Genomic DNA, 21,666 nt, shown 5'->3' with positions numbered 1-21,666 from the left:
GCAACTGTACCGGTACGCTCTCGGGGTGACTCGCTACCCTCTGGACACCCCGGAAATCGTCGATGCCCTGGGCCGCGGACTGCGGTCGGCGGACTACACGTCGGAGGGGATCGAGCGCCTGCTGGGTGAGCAGGCGAGCCAGTCGCTGGTCGGCGGCGTGTGGTGGCCGGCGCTGCGGGCGACCCGCCGCGCCGATCCCGACGACGCCGCGCTGGCGACCCTGATCCGACTGTTCCTGCTCGGATCCACCGAACCGGCCGACGACGTCGCCGTCGCACTGCCGACCGTAGGCGTCGCCGATCTGCTCGACCAACAGGTCATCGAGACGGCCGACGACGGCGTCCGCGCCCTCCTCGACATCCGCCCGCACGGCAGCGACGCCGCCGACTATCTGGTGGTGGCCGATCAAGATGCATCGATGCGACCCGGCCCCGTCCGTCACGACCACGTCCTCGGTATCGGCGGGGCGTCGATGTCGTTGGCGCAGGCCGTGATTCGCACACCTTTCCGACGGGCGCTGGATCTCGGCACCGGCTGCGGGGTGCAGGCGCTGCACATGTCCGGGCACTGCAAGCAGATCGTCGCCACCGACACCAACCGGCGCGCGCTGGCACTGGCCGCGGCGACGGCGCGACTCAACGGGCTCGACTGGGACCTGCGCGAGGGCAGCCTGTTCGAGCCCGTCGCCGGCGAGCGCTTCGACCTCATCGTCTCCAACCCGCCCTTCGTCGTCGGGACCGGCGCGCAGGACTACATCTACCGCGACTCCGGGATGGTCGGCGATGGGATCAGCCGCTCGCTGATCGAGCAGATCGGCGATCACCTCAATCCGGGCGGCATCGCCCAGATCCTGGCGAACTGGGTGGTCCGCGACGTCGACGCGTGGGACGAGCGCGTCCGCGCCTGGGTGGAGTCGACGGGCCTGGATGCCTGGGTGGTTCAGCGCGAACTCGCCGACCCGATCAGCTATGTCTCCCTGTGGGTCTCGGACGCGGGGGAGTCGGTGACCGACGCCGCCGAGCGCGGCGCCCGCTGGCTCGACTGGTTCGACGAGCAGGGCGTCGTCGGCATCGGCATGGGGTCGATCACCTTCCGCAAGCCGATCGGCGATCGACCGGCCGACGTGGTGATCGAGGAGATCACCGCCGCCGGACAGGAGGTCACCGGCTTCGAGGCACAGTCGTGGTGGGCGCGGCGTGACTTCCTCCGCGAGAGCTCCGATGCCGACCTGCTGGCCTCACGGCTGTCCACGTCTCCGGTGTTTCTGGAGACGCAGTCCCTGCCGGGCGCGGACGGTTGGCAGCAGGTCAGTGCGGCGGTCACCCGGCCCGGCGGACCGGGCGCCGTCCTGCCCGTCGACGAGGTGCTGACCGCGCTGCTCGCCGGCTGCCGCGGACAGGTGCCGCTGGCGGCGCTGATCGCCCTGCTCGCCGACTTCCACGGCGTCGACGCCGACGCGCTCGCGCAGGCCGCGATGCCGTCGATCCGCGAGGCGATCGCGCGGGGGATCCTGTATCGCGCCGACTGACGCACCGCTTTTCGGGCTATCGCACCGCTTTCGTTTTGCGCACTCAGTCGCGACCGAGTGCGCAAAACGAAAGCGGTGCGATACGTCGGGACTACCGGCCCGTCGCCGAATCCAGGGCGGCGGCGAGGTCGGCCTTGATGTCGTCGACGTCCTCGAGGCCGACGGAGAAGCGCAGGTGGCCGTACTCCTTGAAGCCCGCCGGATAGGCCGCGACGCGGGGTCCGGTGGTGCCGACGTGCACGATCAACGACTCGTCGTGGCCCACCGAGACCGCCGAGGTGACCACCTTCAGGTCGTTGACGAAGCGGTTCTGCAGATCGGGGCCGCCCTTGAGCGCGAAGGCCATGATCCCGCCGTAGCCGCCCGAGCCGCGGCGTCCGTCGCCGAACTGGCGGGCGGCCAGCTCGTGTTGCGGGTGGCTCTCCAGACCCGGGTAGGCGACGTAGGCGATGCGGTCGTCGGCCTCCAGGAACCGGGCGATCTCCAACGCCGACTCCTGATGCTGGCGCAGGCGCAGCGGCAGCGTCACCGACCCGCGCATGATCAACCAGGCGTTGAACGGGGAGATGACCCCGCCGACGTCGACCATCGCCTCCGACCGGATCGGGTCGACCAGATCGGCGCGGCCGATCACGGCGCCGCCCATCGCATCGCCGTGCCCGTTGATGTACTTGGTCAGCGAGTGCACGACGAGGCCGGCACCGTCGTCGAGCGGCCGGTACAGCGGAGGCGGGGTGAAGGTGGAGTCGACCATCAGGATGATCCCGTGATCGTTGGCGATCTGCGCGAGCGCGGCGATGTCGGCGACCTTGGTGGTCGGGTTCGCGATCACCTCGGTCGCCAGCAGCTTGGTGTTCGGTCGGATCGCGGCGACCAGCGCGTCGAGATCGGTGACGTCGACGAAGGTGGCCTCGATGCCGTACTTGCGCGGCAGCAGCGAGGTCCACAGCTTGTAGGTGGCCTCGTAGGTGGTGTCGGAGACGAGCACGTGGTCGCCGACCGACACGTGCCCGAAGAAGACCGCGTGCAGCGCGGCCACCCCGGACGCCAGTGCGACGGCGTCCTCGCCGTGCTCCATCGCGGCGAGCTTGTCCTGCAGGGCGATCTGGTTGATGCCGGTGTTGCGCGTGTACGTCAGGTGCTCGGGATTCGACCAGTCCATCGTCGACGGGTCGGCGGGCAGATGATACGAGTTCGCCATGATGATCGGCACCCGGATCGCATTGCCCTCACCCGGTGCGTGATTGCCGCCGTGGACGCTCAGCGTCCGCTCGCCGATCGATCCGGGCACTGACTTGTCGGGCCTGCTCATCTCGCCGCTCTCCGTTCCGGGCCGACGCCCACGCGTGTGAATCGGGGGCGGGCCGACGCCGCGCGCCCCCGCAATCAGCGTAGGACTGCGGGGGCGCGCGGTTGCCGCGGGGCGCGGCGAGCGTCATGCGGCGGCGTGCTCGGACGCCGCCAATCATCTACGTGTACAGGTCGGCGATCGCCTGCTGGTAGGTCTGATGGATCACATTGCGCTTCAACTTCATCGTCGGCGTCAGCTCGCCGGTCTCGATCGTGAAGTCGGTGTCGAGGATCTCGTACTTCTTGATGGCCTCGGCCTTCGACACGGTCTTGTTCGCATCGGCGATCGCCCTGTCGATCTCCGCGCGCAGTGCGGCGTTGTTCACCAGGTCCGACAGCGGGGTCGACGCGGGCAGACCGTTGCGCTCCAACCATCCGGGAACCGATTCCGGATCGAGCGTGATCAGCGCCGCGATGAAGGGCTTCTTGTCACCGACCACCAGGGTCTGGCTCACCAGCGGATGCGCACGGATGGTGTCCTCGAGCTGCGCCGGCGAGACGTTCTTGCCCGCGGCGGTGACGATGAGCTCCTTCTTGCGCCCGGTGATGAACAGGTACCCGTCCTCGAGCCGGCCGATGTCGCCGGTGTGGAACCAGCCGTCGCGGATCGCGTCGGCGGTCGCCGCCTCGTTCTGCCAGTAGCCGCTGAACACCATCGGGCCCTTGAGCAGGATCTCGCCGTCCTCGGCGATCTTGACCGTGACGCCCGGAACCGGGCGGCCGACCGAGCCGATCCGGCTGTGGTCCTCGTTGTTCGCGGTCACCGCGGCGGTCGTCTCCGACAACCCGTAACCCTCGTACACCGGGACACCGGCGCCGCGGAAGAAGTGCCCGAGGCGCTCACCCAGCGGAGCGCCGCCGGAGATCGCACCCTCGCAGTCGCCGCCGAGCGCCGCCCGCAGCTTGCCGTAGACGAGCTTGTCGAAGACGGTGTGCTTGACCTTCAACAGCAGCCCCACGTCGCCGGCCTCGACGGCCCGGCTGTAGGCGATGGCGGTGTCGACCGCGGCCGCGAAGATCTTGCCCTTGCCGCCGTCGATCGCCTTCTGCTCGGCCGTGTTGTAGACCTTCTCGAACACGCGCGGCACCGACAGGACGTAGTTCGGCTTGAAGACGTCCAGGTCGGCGATCAGGTTCGGCAGGTCGTTGGTGTGGCCGAGCACCACGGCGTTCTCGACGCAGCCGACGGCGACGACGCGCGCGAAGACGTGGGCCAAGGGCAGAAACAGCAGCGTCGACTTGCCCTCCTCGAGTCCGTTGCCGACGGCTTCGGCGGTCGCGATGGTCTCCGCCAGGAAGTTCTCGTGCGTCAACACCACACCCTTGGGGCGGCCGGTCGTGCCGGAGGTGTAGATCAGCGTGGCCGCATCGGACGAGCGGGCGGCGGCCTCGCGCTCGTCGAGCACCGAGTCGGGGACGTCGGCGCCGCGCTTGCGCAGCGCATTCACGGCACCGTCGTCGATCACCAGGGTCTCGCGCAGTGCGGGCGCCCCGGCGATGACCTCCTGGTGCGTGGACCGGTTCGCGGCGGTCTCCACGATCAGGATCGATGACGCCGAGTCGGTCAGGATCCACTCCACCTGGTCGGGAGAGGAGGTCTCGTAGATGGCGACGGTGGTCGCGCCGGCCCGCCAGATCGCGTAATCGATGACGCTCCACTCGAAGCGGGTGGACGACAGCAGAGCGACCCGGTCGCCGGGGTTGACTCCGGCGGCGATGAGCCCCTTGGCGACCGCGTCGACCTCGTCGGCGAAGGCACTGGCGGTCACGGTGATCCACTGGCCGGAATCAGCGCGCTTGCGGAACAAGGGCAGCGTCGGACGGTTGCGCCGATAGTTCTGAAGCGAGGTGATCGTGGTCGCGTTCTCATCGACGGCCTTGATCGATGGAGTCGTGAACTCCTGCATAGTGTCGTCCCCTTTTGATACGAATTTCTGGATCCGTCTTACGGATCCAGTTACCGAACAGTACCCCAGCTGTCAGTGAGGAGCATCACAGGGCTCTGACGGGGTACTATCTACAGCCGATGACTATGAATGTTCGCCGATGAGCGAAGCAGAAAACAGCAGTTCCGCGGAGAATGCGGCCGACGGACCCTCCGGGTTCGACGGCCTCGGGATCGACGCCCGAGTTCTCAAGGCTCTCGACGACATCGGCTACGAATCCCCCTCGCCGATCCAGGCAGCCACCATCCCGCCGCTGATGGACGGCCGCGACGTGGTCGGCTTGGCGCAGACCGGTACCGGTAAGACCGCCGCGTTCGCCATCCCGATCCTCACCCGACTCGACACCGCCGCACGCAAGCCGCAGGCGCTGGTGCTGGCGCCCACCCGTGAGCTCGCGCTGCAGGTGGCCGAGGCGTTCGGCAGCTACTCGGTGCACATGCCCGAGGTCAAGGTGCTGCCGATCTACGGCGGCCAGAGCTACGGCATCCAGCTGTCGGGTCTGCGCCGCGGCGCACAGGTGATCGTCGGCACGCCCGGCCGCGTGATCGACCACCTCGACAAGGGCACGCTGGATCTGTCCGAGCTCGAGTACCTGGTGCTCGACGAGGCCGACGAGATGCTGACGATGGGCTTCGCCGAGGACGTCGAACGGATCCTCGCCGACACGCCCGACGACAAGCAGGTGGCGCTGTTCTCGGCGACCATGCCCGCGGCGATCGGTCGGCTGGCCCGCAAGTACCTGAACAACCCGCAGGAAGTCACCGTCAAGAACAAGACGGCGACCGCGCAGAACATCACGCAGAAGTACCTGCAGGTGTCGCATCAGCGCAAGCTGGACGCGCTCACCCGGGTGCTCGAGGTCGAGTCGTTCGACGGCATGATCATCTTCGTCCGCACCAAGTCGGCGACCGAGGAACTGGCCGAGAAGCTGCGTGCCCGGGGCCTGAGTGCGATGGCGATCAACGGCGACATGGTGCAGGCGCAGCGTGAGCGCACGATCAACCAGCTCAAGGACGGCTCGCTCGACATCCTCGTCGCGACCGACGTGGCTGCACGCGGTCTGGACGTCGACCGGATCTCGCACGTGGTGAACTACGACATCCCGCACGACGTCGAGTCGTACGTGCACCGGATCGGCCGCACCGGCCGCGCCGGACGGTCGGGGTCGGCGCTGCTGTTCGTCTCCCCGCGCGAGCGTCACCTGCTGCGGTCCATCGAGCGCCACACCCGGTCCGAGCTCGAAGAGATCGACCTGCCGAGCGTCGACGACGTCAACGCGCAGCGGGTGGCGAAGTTCGCCGACTCCATCACCTCGAACCTCGAGTCGAACAACCTCGATCTGTTCCGCGGCCTGGTGGAGAACTACGCCCGCGACCACGATGTGGCGATGGCCGACATCGCGGCGGCGCTGGCGCTGGAGACGCGCGACGGCGGCTTCCTGATGGCACCCGACCCGCCGAAGGGCGAGCGTCGCGATCGCGGTGAGCGTCGCGAGCGCACGCCGCGCGGCGGCGGCGGGCACTTCGCCACCTACCGCATCGCGGTCGGACGCAAGCACAAGGTCTCCCCGGGAGCGATCGTCGGCGCGATCGCCAACGAGGGCGGCCTGACCCGCGGCGACTTCGGCAACATCAGCATCCGCGACGACTTCAGCCTCGTCGAACTGCCGAACGATCTCGACGCGGAAACGCTCGGCATGCTCAAGCACACCAAGATCGGCAAGAACCCGATCGACCTGCGGCCCGACATGGGACCCCCTCGCGGTCGCAGCGGCGGCGGTGGCGGGCGCGGTTCGCGCAGCTACGACGACCGCGGTCGCAAGGGCGGCTTCCGCCAGGGCGGCGACAAGTACGGCAAGCGTCCCGCGCGCGTCGCCGGTCGCGGCCGCGACGGTCGCTGATCTCTCACGGCTGATCTTCCAGTGATTCGGCTCCCGGTGCTTCGGCACCGGGAGCCGAATGCGTCAGCGAGGCGTCGGCGTCGGCGTGCGGAGGTCGTCGTCGGCGTCGATGATCGCCTGGATGCGCGGCCCGAACTGGTCGATGATCTCCTGCGTCGAGAGAGCGGCGAAGGTCTCGGCGCCGACCAGGTACCGCATCAGCGCGAGGCCGAAGACGCAACTGCCGACGGCCCGGACCGTCTCGTCCGACAGCCCGGCCGTCGACGCCAGTGCGGGCATAATCTCGCCGGAGGCGAAGTCGCCGAAGGTGTTGGCGGCGCCGTCGTCGTTGACCGCGGACCGGAGCATCGCCTGCAGCGCGGTCCCCATGCCGTCGCTCTCCCAGATCGACGTGAACGTGATGATCAGCCGGCGGCCCAGCTCGTCTCGGGGGCCCTGCGCGGCTTCGATGACCCGTGAGACGGGGTCGCCCGGCACCTGCATCACCGCGGTGAACAAGCCGCGCTTGCTGCCGAAGTGATAGGAGACCAGGGCGACGTCGACGCCCGCATCCGCAGCGATCGACCGCATCGAGGTCTTCGTGAATCCGTTCTCGCCGAACAACTTCCGCGCTGCGATGAGAATGTCGTCGCGCGTGGTGCTCTCACCGCCGCGTCGGCCGCTGCGGGCGGCGGGCTTGGTCTTCGGGGAAGGGGTCTCGGCGGTCACGAGGTCGATCCTAGCGGTCGGCCGAAGAGGGATTTCAACAATCGTTGACTTACGACGCCGGCGGATCTACCGTCGGTATTCAACGAACGTTGAATAATCGGATGGAGGTCGTCATGTCCCACACGGCGAAGAAGCTGACCGGGGTGGTCGTCGGGCTCGCGCTGGTGATCCCGCTGGTGCTGCTGGCGTTCATCACGCCCGCCTCGCGCGCCACCCCGCACCACGTGCCGATCGGCGTCGCCGGACCGGCGCAGGCGGTCGGGCAGATCTCGGGGCAGCTGGAGCGGCGGCAGCCGGGAGCCTTCACGGTCACCGGTTACCGCACCGCCGACGAACTGCAGGCCGCCGCCCGCGATCGCGAGGTCTACGGCGGCTTCGTGGTCGGACCGACGCCGCAGACGGTCGTCGCCACCGGCGCGAGTCCGCTGGTCGCGGCGATGCTGACCGAGATCGGCGGTTCGCTGCCCGATGCCGGTCCGGTGGTCGACGTGGCACCGGCCACGGCCGACGACCCGCGCGGCGCGGGCTTCGGCTCCATGGTCCTGCCGGTGTTCATGACGGCGATGGCACTGGGACTGACCGCGGCCACGGTCGGTCGTCGGCGCCGGGTGATGGCGCTGATGCTGCCGGTCGGCGCGGCTGCGGTGGGAGCCACCGCCGTCGGTGTCGCCATGTGGGCCGGGGTGCTCGGCGGCGCCTTCTGGGGTCAGTGGCTGGCGATGTCGTCCGGCATTCTGGCGATCGGCGCGGTGGTCGCCGGTGCGGTGTCGGTCATCGGCACGGCCGGCGCCGGGATGGCGGCGGTGGTGGTGATGCTGGTCGGCATGCCGCTGGCGGGCATCGCCTCGCCGCCCGAGTTCCTGCCCTCGTTCTGGGCGACCCTGGGGCAGTCATTGCCCCTGGGAGCCACCGGCACCGCGCTGCGCAGCGCCGCGTTCTTCAATCCGGCGGGCATCGTCGGCGCCGGAGCGGGAACCGCGTACCTGGTGCTGGCTGCGTGGATCGCGGTCGGCTATGGGCTGATGCAACTGCGACGCGAGCCCGCGGACGGCCGCGCTGACGAACGCCGGCTCGCCGGCCGGTCCGATGCACCCGAGGTCGGCGAATCGGTGGGCGCCGCCGACGGGGTGCTGACCGTCAGATGATCGCGGGCAGCGCGACGGCGGCGGTCGACTCCACGTAGACCGTCGCCAGCGGGGTCAATGCCGAGGGCTCCGGGTTCACCTCGATGATCGGCGTGCCCGACTCGGCGGCCAGCAGGGGCAGGTCGGCGGCCGGGCGGACCACGCCGCTGGTGCCGATGACGATGAGGAGATCGCACGCCGCGACGGCCTCGGACGCGCTGCGCCACTCCCGTTCGGGCAGCATCTCGCCGAACCACACGACGTCGGGCCGCAGGCTCGCGCCGCACTCCGGGCACCGCGGCCGCTCGGCCGCGAGCGACAGCTCCGCCTCACCCCGGTGGGCGCACGCCTCGCATCGGGGGCCGAGCAGGCTGCCGTGCAGGTGGGCGGTGACGGTCGATCCGGCTCGCTCGTGCAGGTCGTCGACGTTCTGCGTGACGACGCTGACCCGTCCGGTGCCCGCGCGTTTGCGCCGCTCGAGTTCGGCGATCGCCAGGTGCCCGTCGTTCGGCGCCACCTCGCGCAGTCGCACGGCGCGGTCGCGGTACCAGCCCCAGACCAGGTCGGGGTCGCGCCGCCAACCGGCCGGTGAGGCCAGGTCGGTGGGATCGTAGTTCTCCCACAGCCCGGTGAGGGCGTCGCGGAAGGTCGGGATGCCGCTCTCGGCCGACATGCCCGCCCCTGAGAAGACGCACACCTTCGCCGCCTCGGCGACCAGGGCGGCGGCCCGGGCGAGGGCGTCGGCGGATGGGGAGTCGGTGTCGGGGGAGTCGCTCACGCCTGCGCCTGCATCGCTCGGCGCAGCATGGCGGCGGTCGACTCCAGATCCCCGCCCCGCCGGGTCAGCAGACCCTTGGCGAAGCTCAGCTTGTCGCCCGCGTGGCGCGGCACCACGTGCAGGTGCGAATGGAACACCGTCTGCGAGGCGGCGCGACCGTCGTTCATCGCCAGGTTGACGCCGTCGGCGGCGATCTCACTGGACCGCAGCACGGCCGCGATCCGCTGGCCCGTGGCGAAGACTCGACTGCCGATGAGCGGATCCAGATCGGCCAGCCCCGACGAGTGCCGGCGCGGAACGACGAGGGTGTGGCCACGGGTCACCGGCGAGATGTCCAGGAAGGCGATCACATCGTCGTCGGAGTAGACGGTGTGCGAAGGGGAGCGGCCTTCGATGATGGCGCAGAAGGGGCAGTCGAGCATGGTTCCCGAGCCTAGTGTCCGGCACCGGTGTCCCGCAGACGGCTCGTCCTCGGCGCCGGGGCGTGCGTCGCGGGAGCCGTCTTCTGTGAGCAGTGTCACGAAAGATTCTCTTCCCGCTGGCAGGGACGGTTACCGACTGGTCTACCAGCGGGTATACCTTCGGGTCACCCCAAAACATGAGGGAAGCCTCATGTTTCTGTGCGAATATGGGCCACGTTCCCGCGACACTATTCTCTGCCCCCAGACGCTCGACAGGAGAGCTTGTGACCCTCGACCAGCACCGCACCGGCCGATCCACCGACAAGACGGAGTCGGGCAGCTTGCTCGACCGACTCGCCGCAGGCGAGAGCTACGCGATCTGCTTCGGCGGCCAAGGCGGTGCCTGGCTCCCCACCCTCACCGAGCTGGTGACCGACGCCGATCTCGGCCAGTCGATCGCGGCCACGGTCGAGCAGGCCCGCGCCGCCGTCGCGCCGGTGGCCGACGAGCTGGCCGCCGCGGGCGGCGACCGGTTCGAGCCGCTCGAGTGGATTCGCGCCCAGGACGAGGAGCTCCCGGTCCCGAGCGAGACGCAGCTCGCCGACGCGCTCGTGTCCCTGCCCGGCATCCTGCTCACCCAGCTGGCCGCCGTCGCCAACCTCGGCAAGCAGGGGCTGGACACCGCGGTGCTGCCGCCGAGCGCGGTCATCGGCCACTCGCAGGGCATCCTGGCCACCGAGGCCGTCGCCGCCGACGGGCAGCTCCCGACCGTCGCCGACGCCGACCTGCTGGCGGTCGCACAGATCATCGGCGCCGCCTCGACCGTCGTCGCGCGCCGCGCGGGACTGCTCGGCACCCGAGACGCCGCCCCGATGATCTCGATCTCGGGCGTCAGCGCCGAGGCAGTCTCCGACCTGCTCACCGAGTACCTCGCCGGCCGTCCCGCGGACGGCCCGGGCCTGCCGACCGTCGCCATCGTCAACTCGCGCCGCAGCGTCGTCCTGTCCGGTGCGCCGCGTCACCTCGCCGCCTTCGCCGCCCTCGCCGAGCTGCGCGCCGCCGATGAGGCCGACGCGCGCAAGCGGAAGATCACCGGCGGCACGCCGTTCTCGCCCGTTCTGGAAGACCTCAACGTCACCGTCCCGTTCCACCACCCCGACCTGGCACCTGCCGTCGAGCTCGCCGTCGAGTGGGCGCAGCGCTGCGGCCTGGACGCCGAGCTCGTCCGCCGGTACGCCACGGCCGTCCTCGTCGACCCCGTCGACTGGGTGGAGCTGGTCGGTGAGGCCGCCGGTTCCGGAGCCCGCTGGATGATCGACCTCGGTCCGATGGACCTCGCCTCGCGCCTGTCGGCGCCGAACCTGCGCGGGCAGGGCGTGGGCGTCGTCGCCGCAGCCACGCGCGGCGGGCAGCGCAACCTGTTCGTCCCCGGCTCGACCCCGGAGGTCTCGCGCCCCTGGTCGGTCTTCGCACCGCGCCTGATCAGCCTGCCGAACGGCCGCACCGTCGTCGACACGGCGTTCACCCGCCTCACCGGCCGCTCGCCGATCCTGCTGGCGGGCATGACCCCGACCACCGTCGACCCGGCCATCGTCGCCGCGGCGGCCAACGCCGGGCACTGGGCCGAGCTCGCCGGCGGCGGACAGGTCACCGAGGAGATCTTCGAAGGCAATGTCGCCCGTCTCGAGGAGCTTCTCGATGCCGGCCGTCAGGTGCAGTTCAACTCGCTGTTCCTCGACCCGTACCTGTGGAAGCTGCAGCTGGGCGGCAAGAAGCTCGTCCAGAAGGCGCGCGCCAAGGGCGCGCCCTTCGACGGCGTGATCATCACCGCGGGCATCCCCGAACTCGACGAGGCCGTCGACCTGGTCCACGAGTTCACCGAGGCCGGCCTGCACTACGTGGCCTTCAAGCCCGGCACCGTCGACCAGATCCGTCAGGTCGTCCGCATCGCCCTGCAGGTCCCGCACTTCCCGATCATCGTTCAGGTGGAAGGCGGCCGCGCCGGTGGTCACCACTCGTGGGAGGACCTCGACGACCTCCTGCTGGCCACCTACGCCGAACTGCGCGACCGGTCCAACGTCGTCCTGTGCGTCGGCGGCGGCATCGGCACGCCCGAGCGCGCCAGCGAGTACATCACCGGCACCTGGGCGGTCGCCCACGGCTACCCGGTGATGCCGCTCGACGGGATCCTCGTCGGCACCGCCGCGATGGCCACCCTGGAGGCCACCACCGCTCCCGAGGTGAAGCAGCTGCTGGTCGACACCGAGGGCTGCGACACCTGGATCGGCGCCGGACACGCCGAGGCCGGCATGGCCTCGGGCCGCAGCCAGCTGGGCGCCGACATCCACGAGATCGACAACACCGCCTCGCGGACCGGCCGCCTGCTCGACGAGGTCGCCGGCGACGCCGAGGCCGTCGCCGAGCGGCGCGAGGAGATCATCGCCGCCCTCGCCGGCACCGCCAAGCCCTACTTCGGCGACGTCACCACGATGACCTACCGCGCGTGGCTCGGTCGCTACGCCGAACTCGCCACCGGTGCCGACGGCCGGTACGGCTGGGCCGACATCACCTGGGAGCAGCGCTTCGCCGACATGCTGCGCCGCACCGAGGCGCGGATGAACGAGCTCGACTCGGGCGAGTTCGTGTCCGCCTTCGGCGACGACTTCGCCGACCCGCACGCCGTGATCGCCGCGCTCGCCGAGATGTACCCGGCGGTCGACGTCGACATCCTGCACCCGGCCGACGTCGCCTTCTTCCTGGACCTGTGCCGCACCCCGGGCAAGCCCGTCAACTTCGTCCCCGTCATCGACAAGGACGTGCGCCGCTGGTACCGCAGCGACTCGCTGTGGCAGGCGCACGACGCGCGGTACTCCGCCGACGAGGTGTGCATCATCCCCGGCACCGTCGCCGTCGCGGGCATCACCGAGGTCGACGAGCCGGTCGGCGACCTGCTGAACCGCTTCGAGGCTCAGGTCACCGCGGATCTGCGCGCCATCGGCGAGCAGCCGCAGGTCGTCGCCGCGCGCCGTCGGCGCGACGTGGTCCCCGAGTCCGGGCCCCTCAGCGTCGTCATCGAAGCCGAGGACGTCCTCTGGGCGGGCCGCCAGGTCCGCAACCCGATCGCCCTGCTCGGCGACCGCGACGCCTGGAAGCTCTACGACGGCGAGTACGCCGAGCACCCCAGCGGCGCGATGCTGGCCTTCGTCCCCGATGCCGAGACCGCCGACGACGAGATCCGTCTCGACCTGGTGGTGCCGGTGTCGGGATCGATCCTGCGCATCCCGTTCGCCGGCGACCTCCGCGCGATCGACGGCGGCAGCCCCCGCATCACGACCGCGGGTGCCGCCGACGCGATGCGTGAGCTGCTGACCGTCGCCGCGGGCGGCGAGCTGATCGAGTCCGTCGACGGCGTCGTGACGTCGACCGTCGGCTGGCAGGCGCACTCGGTCGCCGACCACAGCGGCGCGACCGCGTCCGGGCTGCCCGGCGCCCTGACCCCGACCACCCCGGCCTCGCCCAACGGCTTCGCCGTCCCCGACACCCTCGTCGTGGCCTGCTGGCCGAGCGTCTTCTCGGTGATCGGCGCCGCCCGCACCGCCGACGGCCTGCCGGTCGTCGAAGGTCTGCTCGACCTGGTCCACCTCGACCACGCGGTCGAGCTGACCGGTGAGATCCCCGCGGTCGACACCGAGCTGACCGTCGCCGCCCGACTGATCGGGGTCACCGACTCCGACGTGGGCCGCGTCGTCGAGGTGCAGGTCGACGTCGCCGACGCGCAGGGCACGATCGCCGTGCTCACCGAGCGGTTCGCGATCCGCGGCCGCACCGGCGCAGCGACCCTCGCGGACCCGGTCCGTGCCGGCGGCGCCGCCGCCGACGAGCACGCGGGCACCCGCAAGCACCTGCGGTCGGCCACCATCGAGGCGCCGCACCGGATGAACGGCTTCGCCGTCGTCTCCGGCGACCGCAACCCGATCCACACCGACGCTCTCGCCGCCCGCCTCGCGGGCCTGGGCGATCCGATCGTCCACGGCATGTGGCTCTCGGCCGCCGCGCAGCAGGTGCTGTCGGCGGGGGACCGGGAGAACCCGGTGCCCGCGCCGCGTGCGATCCGCGGATGGACCGCCCGCTACCTGGGCATGGTCCGCCTCGGCGACACCGTCGACATCCGCGTCGACCGCGTCGGCATGGACACCGGCCGGGAGACCGTCGAGCTGACCGCCAAGGTCGACGGCGAACTGGTCATGGCCGCCACCGCGCTGCTCGATGCGCCGCGCACCGTCTACGCCTTCCCCGGTCAGGGCATCCAGCACAAGGGCATGGGCCTGGAGGCCCGGTCGCGCTCGGCTGCGGCTCGGGAGATCTGGGACCGTGCCGACAAGCACACCCGCGAGGCCCTCGGCTTCTCGATCCTGGCCGTCGTCCGCGACAACCCGACCACCCTCGTCACCGTCGCCGGGAGCGGGGCGGATCGGACCCGCGTCACCTACCACCACCCCGACGGCGTGCTGTTCCTGACGCAGTTCACCCAGGTCGCGATGGCGACCCTCGGCGTGGCGCAGATCGCCGAACTGCGCGAGTCCGGCTCGTTCGTCGACGGTTCGATCACCTGCGGTCACTCGGTCGGCGAGTACAACGCCCTCGCCGCCTGCGCGGGTGTGCTGCCGCTCGAGGCCGTCCTCGAGGTGGTCTTCCAGCGCGGCAGCGCCATGCACCACCTGGTCCCGCGCGATGAGAAGGGCCGCTCCGACTACCGGATGGCCGCCATCCGCCCGAGCCAGTTCGGGCTGTCCGACGCCGACGTCGAGGACTTCGTCGCAGGCATCGGCCGCGACGCCGACGAGTTCCTCGAGGTGGTCAACCTCAACCTGCTCGGCTCGCAGTACGCGATCGCGGGCAGCGTCCGAGGCCTGGAGCTGCTGGAAGCCGAGATCGAGCGCCGCGTCGCCGAGTTCGGCGGCAAGCGCGCGTTCATCCTGGTTCCCGGCATCGACGTGCCCTTCCACTCCACCGTCCTGCGCGCAGGCGTGCCGGAGTTCCGCGGCAAGCTCGAGGAACTGCTGCCGGCCGACATCGACCCCGACATCCTGGTCGGACGCTACATCCCGAACCTGGTGCCGCGACTGTTCAACCTGAGCCGCGAGTTCGTCACCGAGATCGCCGGCCTGGTGCCGTCCGATCCGCTCGATGCGGTGCTCGCCGAATGGGACGCCTGGGCCGCCCGTCCGTCGGAGCTGACCCGGGTCATCCTGATCGAGCTGCTGGCCTGGCAGTTCGCCAGCCCGGTCCGCTGGATCGAGACCCAGGACCTGCTGTTCACCCCGGCCGCCGAGGGCGGTCTGGGCATCGACCGGTTCGTCGAGGTCGGCGTCAAGAACGCGCCGACCCTGTGCGGGCTGGCTCGCAACACCCTGAAACTGCCCGACTACGAGGCGGCCGCCGCCGAGGTGCTCAACGTCGAATCCGACGCTGCGGTGCTGCGCGCTGAGGATTCCGCACCCGAGCCGGTCGAGGACGAGGTCGTCGAGGAGGTGGCGGCCGAGTCTGCTCCGGCCGCCGCACCCGCGGCCGCCGTCCCCGCCGCGGCTCCGGCAGCGGCCGCCGGGCCACGTCCGGACGACATCGCCTTCGGTCCCGCCGACGCGGTCCGCGCGGTGATCTCGCTGTGGACCAAGATGACCCCGGCGCAGATCGGACCGGCCGACACCATCGAAGCCCTGTGCGACGGTGTGTCCTCGCGTCGCAACCAGCTGCTCCTCGACGTCGGCACCGAGCTCGGACTCGGCGCCATCGACGGTGCCGCCGAAGCCGACATGGGCGCCCTCGCCTCGACTGTCAGCACCCTCGCCCGCGGTTACAAGCCCTTTGGCGCGGTCCTCACCGACGCCGTCGGCGACCAGATCCGCAAGGTCGTCGGCCCCATCGGCAAGCGCGCCTCGTACATCACCGACCGGGTCAGCGACGCCTGGCAGCTCGGTGAGGGCTGGGGCAGGCACACGCTCGTCGCGGTGGCCCTCGGCTCCCGCGAGGGGGTCAGCGTGCGCGGCGGCGACCTCGGCGACCTGCTCGACGGCGGCGTCGGCTCGGCCGCCGACTTCGACGCCCTGATCGACCGGGCCGTCCGCAGCGTCGGCGCGGCCCGCGGCATCGCGGTGGAACTGCCCGCGGCCGCTGCGGCCGGCGGCGGGACCGTCGACGCGGCCGCCCTCGGCGAGTTCACCGAACAGATCACCGGCCCCGACGGGGTGCTGGCGCAGGCCGCACACACCATCCTCGATCAGCTCGGGCTGACCGACGTCGTCGACGCCGCCGGTGTCGAGGCCGACCCCAACGCCGAACTGGCCGACCTGGTCAGCGCGGAACTGGGCTCGGACTGGCAGCGGACCGTCGCCCCGGCCTTCGACGAGCAGCGCGCCGTGCTCCTCGACGACCGGTGGGCGAGCGCCCGCGAGGACCTGGCCCGACTGTGGCTGGAGGAGGCGGCGGACGTCGACGTCCGCCACGACGAGCTCGCAGCGGCCATGACCGGCGCCGGCGAGCAGATCGCCGAGCACGCCACCTGGTGGCAGGGCAAGGCCCTGGCACTGGGCATGCACCAGCACGCCGCCGTGTACGCCGCCATCGCGCACGCCGCACAGCTGCCCGAGCCGGGCGAGTTCGCCGACGACGTCGCCGTCGTCACCGGCGCCTCGCAGGGATCGATCGCGGCGGCCGTCGTCGGACGCCTGCTGGCCGGCGGCGCGACCGTCGTCGCGACCACGTCGCGGCTGAACAGCGATCGGGTGGCCTTCTACAAGGACCTGTACCGCACGCACGCCCGCCATGACGCCGCCCTGTGGGTGGTGCCGGCCAACCTCGCCTCGTACGGCGACGTGGACGGCCTCGTGGAGTGGCTGGGCACCGAGCAGACCGAGAACCTGGGTGCCAGCACCGCCGTCGTCAAGCCGGTGATGCGACCGACCCTGCTGTTCCCGTTCGCCGCTCCGCGCGTGGCCGGCGACCTCACCGACGCCGGCGCCCGCGCCGAGATGGAGATGAAGGTCCTGCTCTGGTCGGTGGAACGGCTCATCGCCGGACTGTCCGGCATCGGCGCCGACCACGACATCGACGCCCGCCTGCACGTGGTGCTGCCCGGTTCGCCGAACCGCGGCATGTTCGGCGGCGACGGCGCCTACGGTGAGGCGAAGGCCGCGCTCGACGCGCTCGTCACCCGCTGGGGTGCCGAGGAGTCGTGGAACAAGCGCACCAGCCTCGCGCACGCCCTCATCGGCTGGGTCCGCGGAACCGGCCTGATGGGCGGCAACGACGGTCTCGTCGAGGCGGTCGAGGCTGCGGGCGTCAAGACCTGGAGCACGCCGGAGATGGCGGCCGCGCTGGTCGAACTGTGCACCCCGCAGGCCCGCGAGTCGGCGGCCGCGCAGCCGCTGGTCGCCGATCTGACCGCGGGTCTGGACCCGGAGAAGATCAACCTGCGCGAGCTGGCGGCCGAGGCCGCGGCTGCGGCGCAGGAGGCCCCGCAGGCGCCGGCCGACGACACCGTCGAGGACGGCGTCCGCCTGGCGGCGCTGCCCGCCCCGGCGCGCGCCGAGACCCCGCTGGCCCACGCGTGGCCCGAGCTCGACTCGCGTCCCGAGGACCTCGTGGTCATCGTCGGTGCGGGCGAGGTCGGCCCGTACGGCTCGGCCCGCACCCGCTTCGAGATGGAGGTGGACGAGGAGCTCTCGGCCGCCGGCGTCCTCGAGCTGGCGTGGACCACCGGGCTGATCACCTGGGAGCAGACGCCGAAGGCGGGCTGGTACGACGTCGAGAGCGGCGACCCGGTCGCCGAGGCCGACATCGCCGAGCGCTACCACGACGCGGTCGTCGAACGGTGCGGCATCCGCCGCTACGCCGACGAGGGCGCCATGGTCGACAACACGGCGCCGCTGCTCGAGTCGGTCTTCCTCGACAAGGACCTGACCTTCACGGTCCCGAACGAGGCGCAGGCCCGCGAGTTCGCCTCGGCCGATCCCGAGCGCACCCGGATCGCACCGAACGCCGAGACCGGCGACTGGACGGTCACCCGCCTGGCGGGCACCGAGATCCGCGTCCCGCGTCGCGCCAGCCTGTCGCGCACCGTCGGCGGGCAGATCCCGACCGGCTTCGACCCGGTCCGCTGGGGCGTCTCGCCCGACATGGCCGAGTCCGTCGACCGCGTCGCCCTGTGGAACCTGGTCGCGACCGTCGACGCCTTCGTCACCGCGGGCTTCTCGCCGTCGGAGCTGATGCGCTGGGTGCACCCCGGCCTGGTCGCGAACACGCAGGGCACCGGCATGGGCGGCATGACCTCGATGCGCTCGCTGTACATCGACACGCTGCTGGGCGAGTCGAAGGCCAACGACATCCTGCAGGAGGCCCTGCCGAACGTCGTCGCCGCCCACGTGGTGCAGTCGTACATCGGCAGCTACGGCGCCATGATCCACCCGGTCGCCGCCTGCGCCACCGCCGCCGTCTCGGTGGAGGAGGGCGTGGACAAGATCCGCCTCGGCAAGGCCTTGTTCGCCGTCGCCGGCGGCTTCGACGACCTCGGCATCGAAGGCATCGTCGGCTTCGGCGACATGTCGGCCACCGCGGACTCGGCGAAGATGACCGCCAAGGGCATCGACGACCGCCGCTTCTCGCGCGCCAACGACCGCCGTCGCGGCGGGTTCGTGGAGTCGGCGGGCGGCGGCACCGTCCTGCTGGCCCGCGGCGACGTCGCCGCGCAGCTCGGCCTGCCGGTCCTCGGTGTGGTGGCGTGGGCGCAGAGCTTCGGCGACGGCGTGCACACCTCGATCCCGGCCCCGGGCCTGGGTGCCCTGGGCGCGGCTCGCGGCGCCAAGGCGTCGCCGCTGGCCACCGCGCTGTCGGCGCTCGGCGTGAGCGCCGACGACGTGGCCGTGGTGTCCAAGCACGACACCTCGACCCGGGCCAACGACCCGAACGAGTCGGAACTGCACGAGCGTCTGGCCGAGGCCATCGGCCGCAACACCGGCGCCCCGCTGTTCGTCGTGTCGCAGAAGTCGCTGACCGGTCACGCCAAGGGCGGCGCCGCCGCCTTCCAGCTGATCGGCATGTGCCAGATGCTGCGCGACGGCGTCATCCCGCCGAACCGCAGCCTCGACTGCGTCGACGAGAAGATGCGCGAGTACCCGCACCTGGTGTGGCCGCGCGAGACCCTGCGGATGGGGGAGCGGTTCCCGCTCAAGGCCGGTCTGCTCACCTCGCTGGGCTTCGGTCACGTGTCGGGCCTGATCGCGGTGGTCCACCCGGAGGCGTTCATCGCCACCCTCGACGCGCAGGAGCGGGCGGCCTACCGCGCGCAGAGCGCCGAGCGTCTGCGCGCAGGTCGGCACCGTCTGCTCGAGGCCATGTGCGGCGGCGACGCCGTCTACCAGCGCCCGGCCGACCGTCGCCTGGGCGAGGGCGACGAGCACGAGGTCGAGGCCGGCCTGCTGCTCGACCCGCAGGCACGCCTGAACGAGCAGGGCGCCTACGCGGACGGTTCCCGATGACGGTCGTCGGAGTCGGCATCGACCTGGTGTCGGTGCCCGACTTCGCCGAGCAGCTGCGCACGCCGGGCTCGTCGTTCGGCGCCACCTTCACCGTCGGTGAACGCCGCGACGCCGCCGAGCGGACCGGCGACGACGCCCGCCACCTCGCCGCGCGCTGGGCGGCGCGCGAGGCGGTGATCAAGGCGTGGTCGTCGAGCCGCTTCGGTGCGGCGCCGCTCCTGCCGGAGAGCGCCGTCCACGACGTGGAGGTGCAGACCGACAACCACGGACGTCCGCGCATCCGGCTGCACGGCGACATCGCCCAAGCCCTCGCGGGCCTGGACATCCACGTCTCGCTGACCCACGACGGCGACATGGCCGCCGCGGTCGCGATCCTGGAGGACCGCGGCTGAGTCAGCACGACTGAGGCAGAACGACCACAGCAGAAACGACAACACTGTCGTTCGGTGTCACCAGGTGGCACCGAACGACAGTGTTGTCGTTTCCGTCGGGGCCGTTCCGTCGGGGCCGTTCCGTCGGGGCCGTCAGCCGCGGCCGGCGACCTCTTCGAGCATCAGATAGCCGCCGAGCATGCGCTTGAGTTCGTACACGGTCATCTCGTGATCGTGCCCCTCCTGCACCGAGAAGCTCAGCAGGGAGAAGGCGGTGTGCACCAGCACCTGCGCCATCATCGCGCGCCGCTCGCGCTGATCCGGGGTCAGCGGCGCGAGGATGCGGGCCACCTGGTCGGCGAGGATCCGTTCGTTGATCGACGCGGTCGCGCGAGTGGCGGGGGTGGACTGCACGGCCAGCCACACGGCGCGGCGTGACGGATCGGTCCGCCACAGCTCCGCGAGGTGATCGAGGAACTTCTCGAGCAGCTGCGGCCACTCCAGCGACGGGATCTCGGCGGCGAACTGGCTCAGCTCGTCGCGGACCGTGCTCGAATCCTGGCGGTCCAGTTCGCACACGACGACGTACTTGTTCGCGAAGTACTGGTAGATCGTGCCGATCGGCAGGTCGGCCCGCGTGGCGATCTGCTCGCACGTCAGGGACTCGAAGCCGACATCGATCAGGACCTCGCGAGCCGAGTTGAGGATCGACTCGAAGGTGCGCCGGCTGCGCGCCTGGGTGGGCCGCTTGCGGGGGACCAGCGGCTGTGCGGGATCGGTGTCGGACATCGGGCCGGTCGACGGCTCAGATCGACAGGTCGCGGCGCAGCTTCGCCACGTGCCCGGTCGCGCGGACATTGTACTGCGCCGCGCCGATGGTGCCGTCCTCGTTCACCAGGAACGTCGAGCGGATGACGCCGTTGACGATCTTCCCGTACAGCTTCTTCTCGCCGAAGGCGCCCCACGCGGTGAGGACCTCCTTGTCCGGGTCGGACAGCAGGGGGAAGGTCAGCTCGTCGCGGTCGACGAACTTCGCCAGCTTGGCGGGCTTGTCGGGGGAGATGCCGATGACGTCGATGCCCTGGCCGTTCAGCTCGGCGAGATTGTCGCGGAAGTCGCACGCCTGCTTGGTGCAGCCCGGCGTCATCGCGGCGGGGTAGAAGTACACGATCACCTTGCGGCCCGCGTAATCGGCGAGCGAGACGGGATTGCCCTCCGCGTCGGGAAGGGTGAACGCAGGCGCCTTGTCTCCGACCGAAAGTCGTTCATTGCCAGACATGGGGCAAGGCTATCGGATTCGAACAGGGCACCGACTGAAGTAGGCTCGAACCGTTGTCTGTCGTGTCGATTCATGATGCGACGTTGCGTGGCACAGACGCATGTGGGCGCGATATTCGAGACCGCTCGCCGAGCGTGAGCGGATGAGTAGAGGGAGGGCCGCAGTGGCCGACGAAACCGAACGCATCGAGCAGGAGATCGCCAAGGCCCGTGAAGAGCTGGCGGGCACACTCGACCAACTCGTCGAGCGGGCCAACCCGCAGCGACTGGCCGACGACGCCAAGACCAAGGCCGTCGAGATCGTCAACCGGCCGCCGGTGAAGTTCGGTCTGATCGGTGCCGGCGCCCTCGTCGTCGTGGTGGTTGTTCGCAAGATCTTCCGCTGATCGTCGTGCTGCCTTTGCGGGAACGTACAGAAATGGCCTCTGACCAGCCGATTTTTGTTCTGGGCGTGCAGGGTGTTAATGTTTTTTCCGCAAGGCCGCAGCGGCAACAGCCACCGCGGTAGTGCAGCAAGGCCAAGCGCCATTAGCTCAATTGGCAGAGCAGCTGACTCTTAATCAGCGGGTTCGGGGTTCGAGTCCCTGATGGCGCACAGAGAACGGCCGATCCCCTTCCAAGTCGGAGGGGATCGCCTTTTTCCAGACGACGATCGTCGTCACCACCGCGGGGTGGAGCAGCTCGGTAGCTCGCTGGGCTCATAACCCAGAGGTCGTAGGTTCGAATCCTGCCCCCGCTACTAGAAGAGA

Annotated in this window: 13 protein-coding genes and 2 tRNA genes; 8 read left to right on the top strand and 7 right to left on the bottom strand. The window is 70.7% G+C overall.

Going from position 1 to position 21,666, the window contains the following annotated elements; all coding sequences use genetic code 11:
• The first annotated feature begins 25 nt into the window (after nt 1–25).
• Nucleotides 26–1,528 carry a DUF7059 domain-containing protein gene (locus AAFO60_RS02735; RefSeq protein ID WP_347954593.1) on the top strand — a complete coding sequence of 501 codons (1,503 nt, stop codon included), beginning with the start codon at nt 26–28 and terminating at the stop codon, nt 1,526–1,528.
• A gap of 91 nt (nt 1,529–1,619) precedes the next feature.
• Here AAFO60_RS02735 and AAFO60_RS02730 read toward each other — a convergent pair whose 3' ends face one another.
• Together AAFO60_RS02730 and AAFO60_RS02725 are read right to left on the bottom strand one after the other, a co-directional pair.
• Entirely contained in the window at nt 1,620–2,840 is a 1,221-nt protein-coding gene (locus AAFO60_RS02730; protein ID WP_347954592.1) for a trans-sulfuration enzyme family protein, read from the bottom strand.
• Nucleotides 2,841–2,997: 157 nt separating this feature from the next.
• Complete coding sequence (locus tag AAFO60_RS02725; protein ID WP_347954591.1) at nt 2,998–4,785, bottom strand: AMP-dependent synthetase/ligase; 1,788 nt, start codon at nt 4,783–4,785, stop codon at nt 2,998–3,000.
• A 139-nt stretch (nt 4,786–4,924) separates the two neighbouring features.
• On the opposite strand from AAFO60_RS02725, the gene AAFO60_RS02720 reads away from it, so the two are divergent.
• Nucleotides 4,925–6,724 carry a DEAD/DEAH box helicase gene (locus tag AAFO60_RS02720; RefSeq protein ID WP_347954590.1) on the top strand — a complete coding sequence of 600 codons (1,800 nt, stop codon included), beginning with the start codon at nt 4,925–4,927 and terminating at the stop codon, nt 6,722–6,724.
• Between the two features lie 63 nt (nt 6,725–6,787).
• Here AAFO60_RS02720 and AAFO60_RS02715 read toward each other — a convergent pair whose 3' ends face one another.
• Nucleotides 6,788–7,432, bottom strand: coding sequence for a TetR family transcriptional regulator (locus AAFO60_RS02715; RefSeq protein WP_347954589.1), 645 nt, complete (start codon nt 7,430–7,432; stop codon nt 6,788–6,790).
• A 113-nt stretch (nt 7,433–7,545) separates the two neighbouring features.
• Between AAFO60_RS02715 and AAFO60_RS02710 the strand changes: the two genes are divergently transcribed.
• Nucleotides 7,546–8,577: an ABC transporter permease gene (locus tag AAFO60_RS02710; protein ID WP_347954588.1), complete on the top strand. Its 1,032-nt coding sequence runs from the start codon at nt 7,546–7,548 to the stop codon at nt 8,575–8,577.
• On the opposite strand, the gene AAFO60_RS02705 is transcribed toward AAFO60_RS02710, so the two are convergent.
• Together AAFO60_RS02705 and AAFO60_RS02700 are read right to left on the bottom strand one after the other, a co-directional pair.
• Nucleotides 8,570–9,334, bottom strand: coding sequence for an SIR2 family NAD-dependent protein deacylase (locus AAFO60_RS02705; protein ID WP_347954587.1), 765 nt, complete (start codon nt 9,332–9,334; stop codon nt 8,570–8,572). The two genes, AAFO60_RS02710 and AAFO60_RS02705, sit on opposite strands and share 8 nt — an antisense overlap.
• A complete protein-coding gene (locus tag AAFO60_RS02700) occupies nt 9,331–9,756 on the bottom strand; it encodes an HIT family protein (protein ID WP_347954666.1) in 426 nt (141 codons plus the stop codon). Before AAFO60_RS02700 ends, AAFO60_RS02705 begins: the two co-directional genes overlap by 4 nt.
• Nucleotides 9,757–10,019: 263 nt before the next feature.
• On the opposite strand from AAFO60_RS02700, the gene AAFO60_RS02695 reads away from it, so the two are divergent.
• Together AAFO60_RS02695 and acpS are read left to right on the top strand one after the other, a co-directional pair.
• Nucleotides 10,020–19,268, top strand: a complete 9,249-nt coding sequence (locus tag AAFO60_RS02695) for a fatty acid synthase subunit beta domain-containing protein (protein WP_347954586.1) — start codon at nt 10,020–10,022, stop codon at nt 19,266–19,268.
• Nucleotides 19,265–19,660, top strand: a complete 396-nt coding sequence (gene acpS, locus AAFO60_RS02690; RefSeq protein ID WP_347954585.1) for a holo-ACP synthase AcpS — start codon at nt 19,265–19,267, stop codon at nt 19,658–19,660. The genes AAFO60_RS02695 and acpS overlap by 4 nt, the downstream gene beginning before the upstream one ends.
• Before the next feature lie 132 nt (nt 19,661–19,792).
• Here the strand turns inward: acpS and AAFO60_RS02685 are convergent, their stop codons facing one another.
• Together AAFO60_RS02685 and bcp are read right to left on the bottom strand one after the other, a co-directional pair.
• Nucleotides 19,793–20,428: a TetR family transcriptional regulator gene (locus tag AAFO60_RS02685; RefSeq protein ID WP_347954584.1), complete on the bottom strand. Its 636-nt coding sequence runs from the start codon at nt 20,426–20,428 to the stop codon at nt 19,793–19,795.
• A gap of 16 nt (nt 20,429–20,444) precedes the next feature.
• Nucleotides 20,445–20,918, bottom strand: a complete 474-nt coding sequence (bcp, locus tag AAFO60_RS02680) for a thioredoxin-dependent thiol peroxidase (RefSeq protein WP_347954583.1) — start codon at nt 20,916–20,918, stop codon at nt 20,445–20,447.
• Nucleotides 20,919–21,081: 163 nt separating this feature from the next.
• On the opposite strand from bcp, the gene AAFO60_RS02675 reads away from it, so the two are divergent.
• From AAFO60_RS02675 to AAFO60_RS02665, 3 genes are all read left to right on the top strand, one after another.
• Nucleotides 21,082–21,303 carry a DUF3618 domain-containing protein gene (locus tag AAFO60_RS02675; protein ID WP_347954582.1) on the top strand — a complete coding sequence of 74 codons (222 nt, stop codon included), beginning with the start codon at nt 21,082–21,084 and terminating at the stop codon, nt 21,301–21,303.
• A gap of 136 nt (nt 21,304–21,439) precedes the next feature.
• A tRNA-Lys gene (locus AAFO60_RS02670) sits at nt 21,440–21,512 on the top strand.
• A gap of 70 nt (nt 21,513–21,582) precedes the next feature.
• A tRNA-Met gene (locus AAFO60_RS02665) sits at nt 21,583–21,656 on the top strand.
• Nucleotides 21,657–21,666: the final 10 nt, after the last annotated feature.

The sequence above is a fragment of the Gordonia aichiensis genome, from assembly GCF_039946255.1.
Taxonomy (GTDB): Bacteria; Actinomycetota; Actinomycetes; order Mycobacteriales; family Mycobacteriaceae; genus Gordonia; species Gordonia aichiensis_A.
Note: the sequence above shows the minus strand (reverse complement) of the source record. Positions and strands in the feature narration are given on the sequence as shown.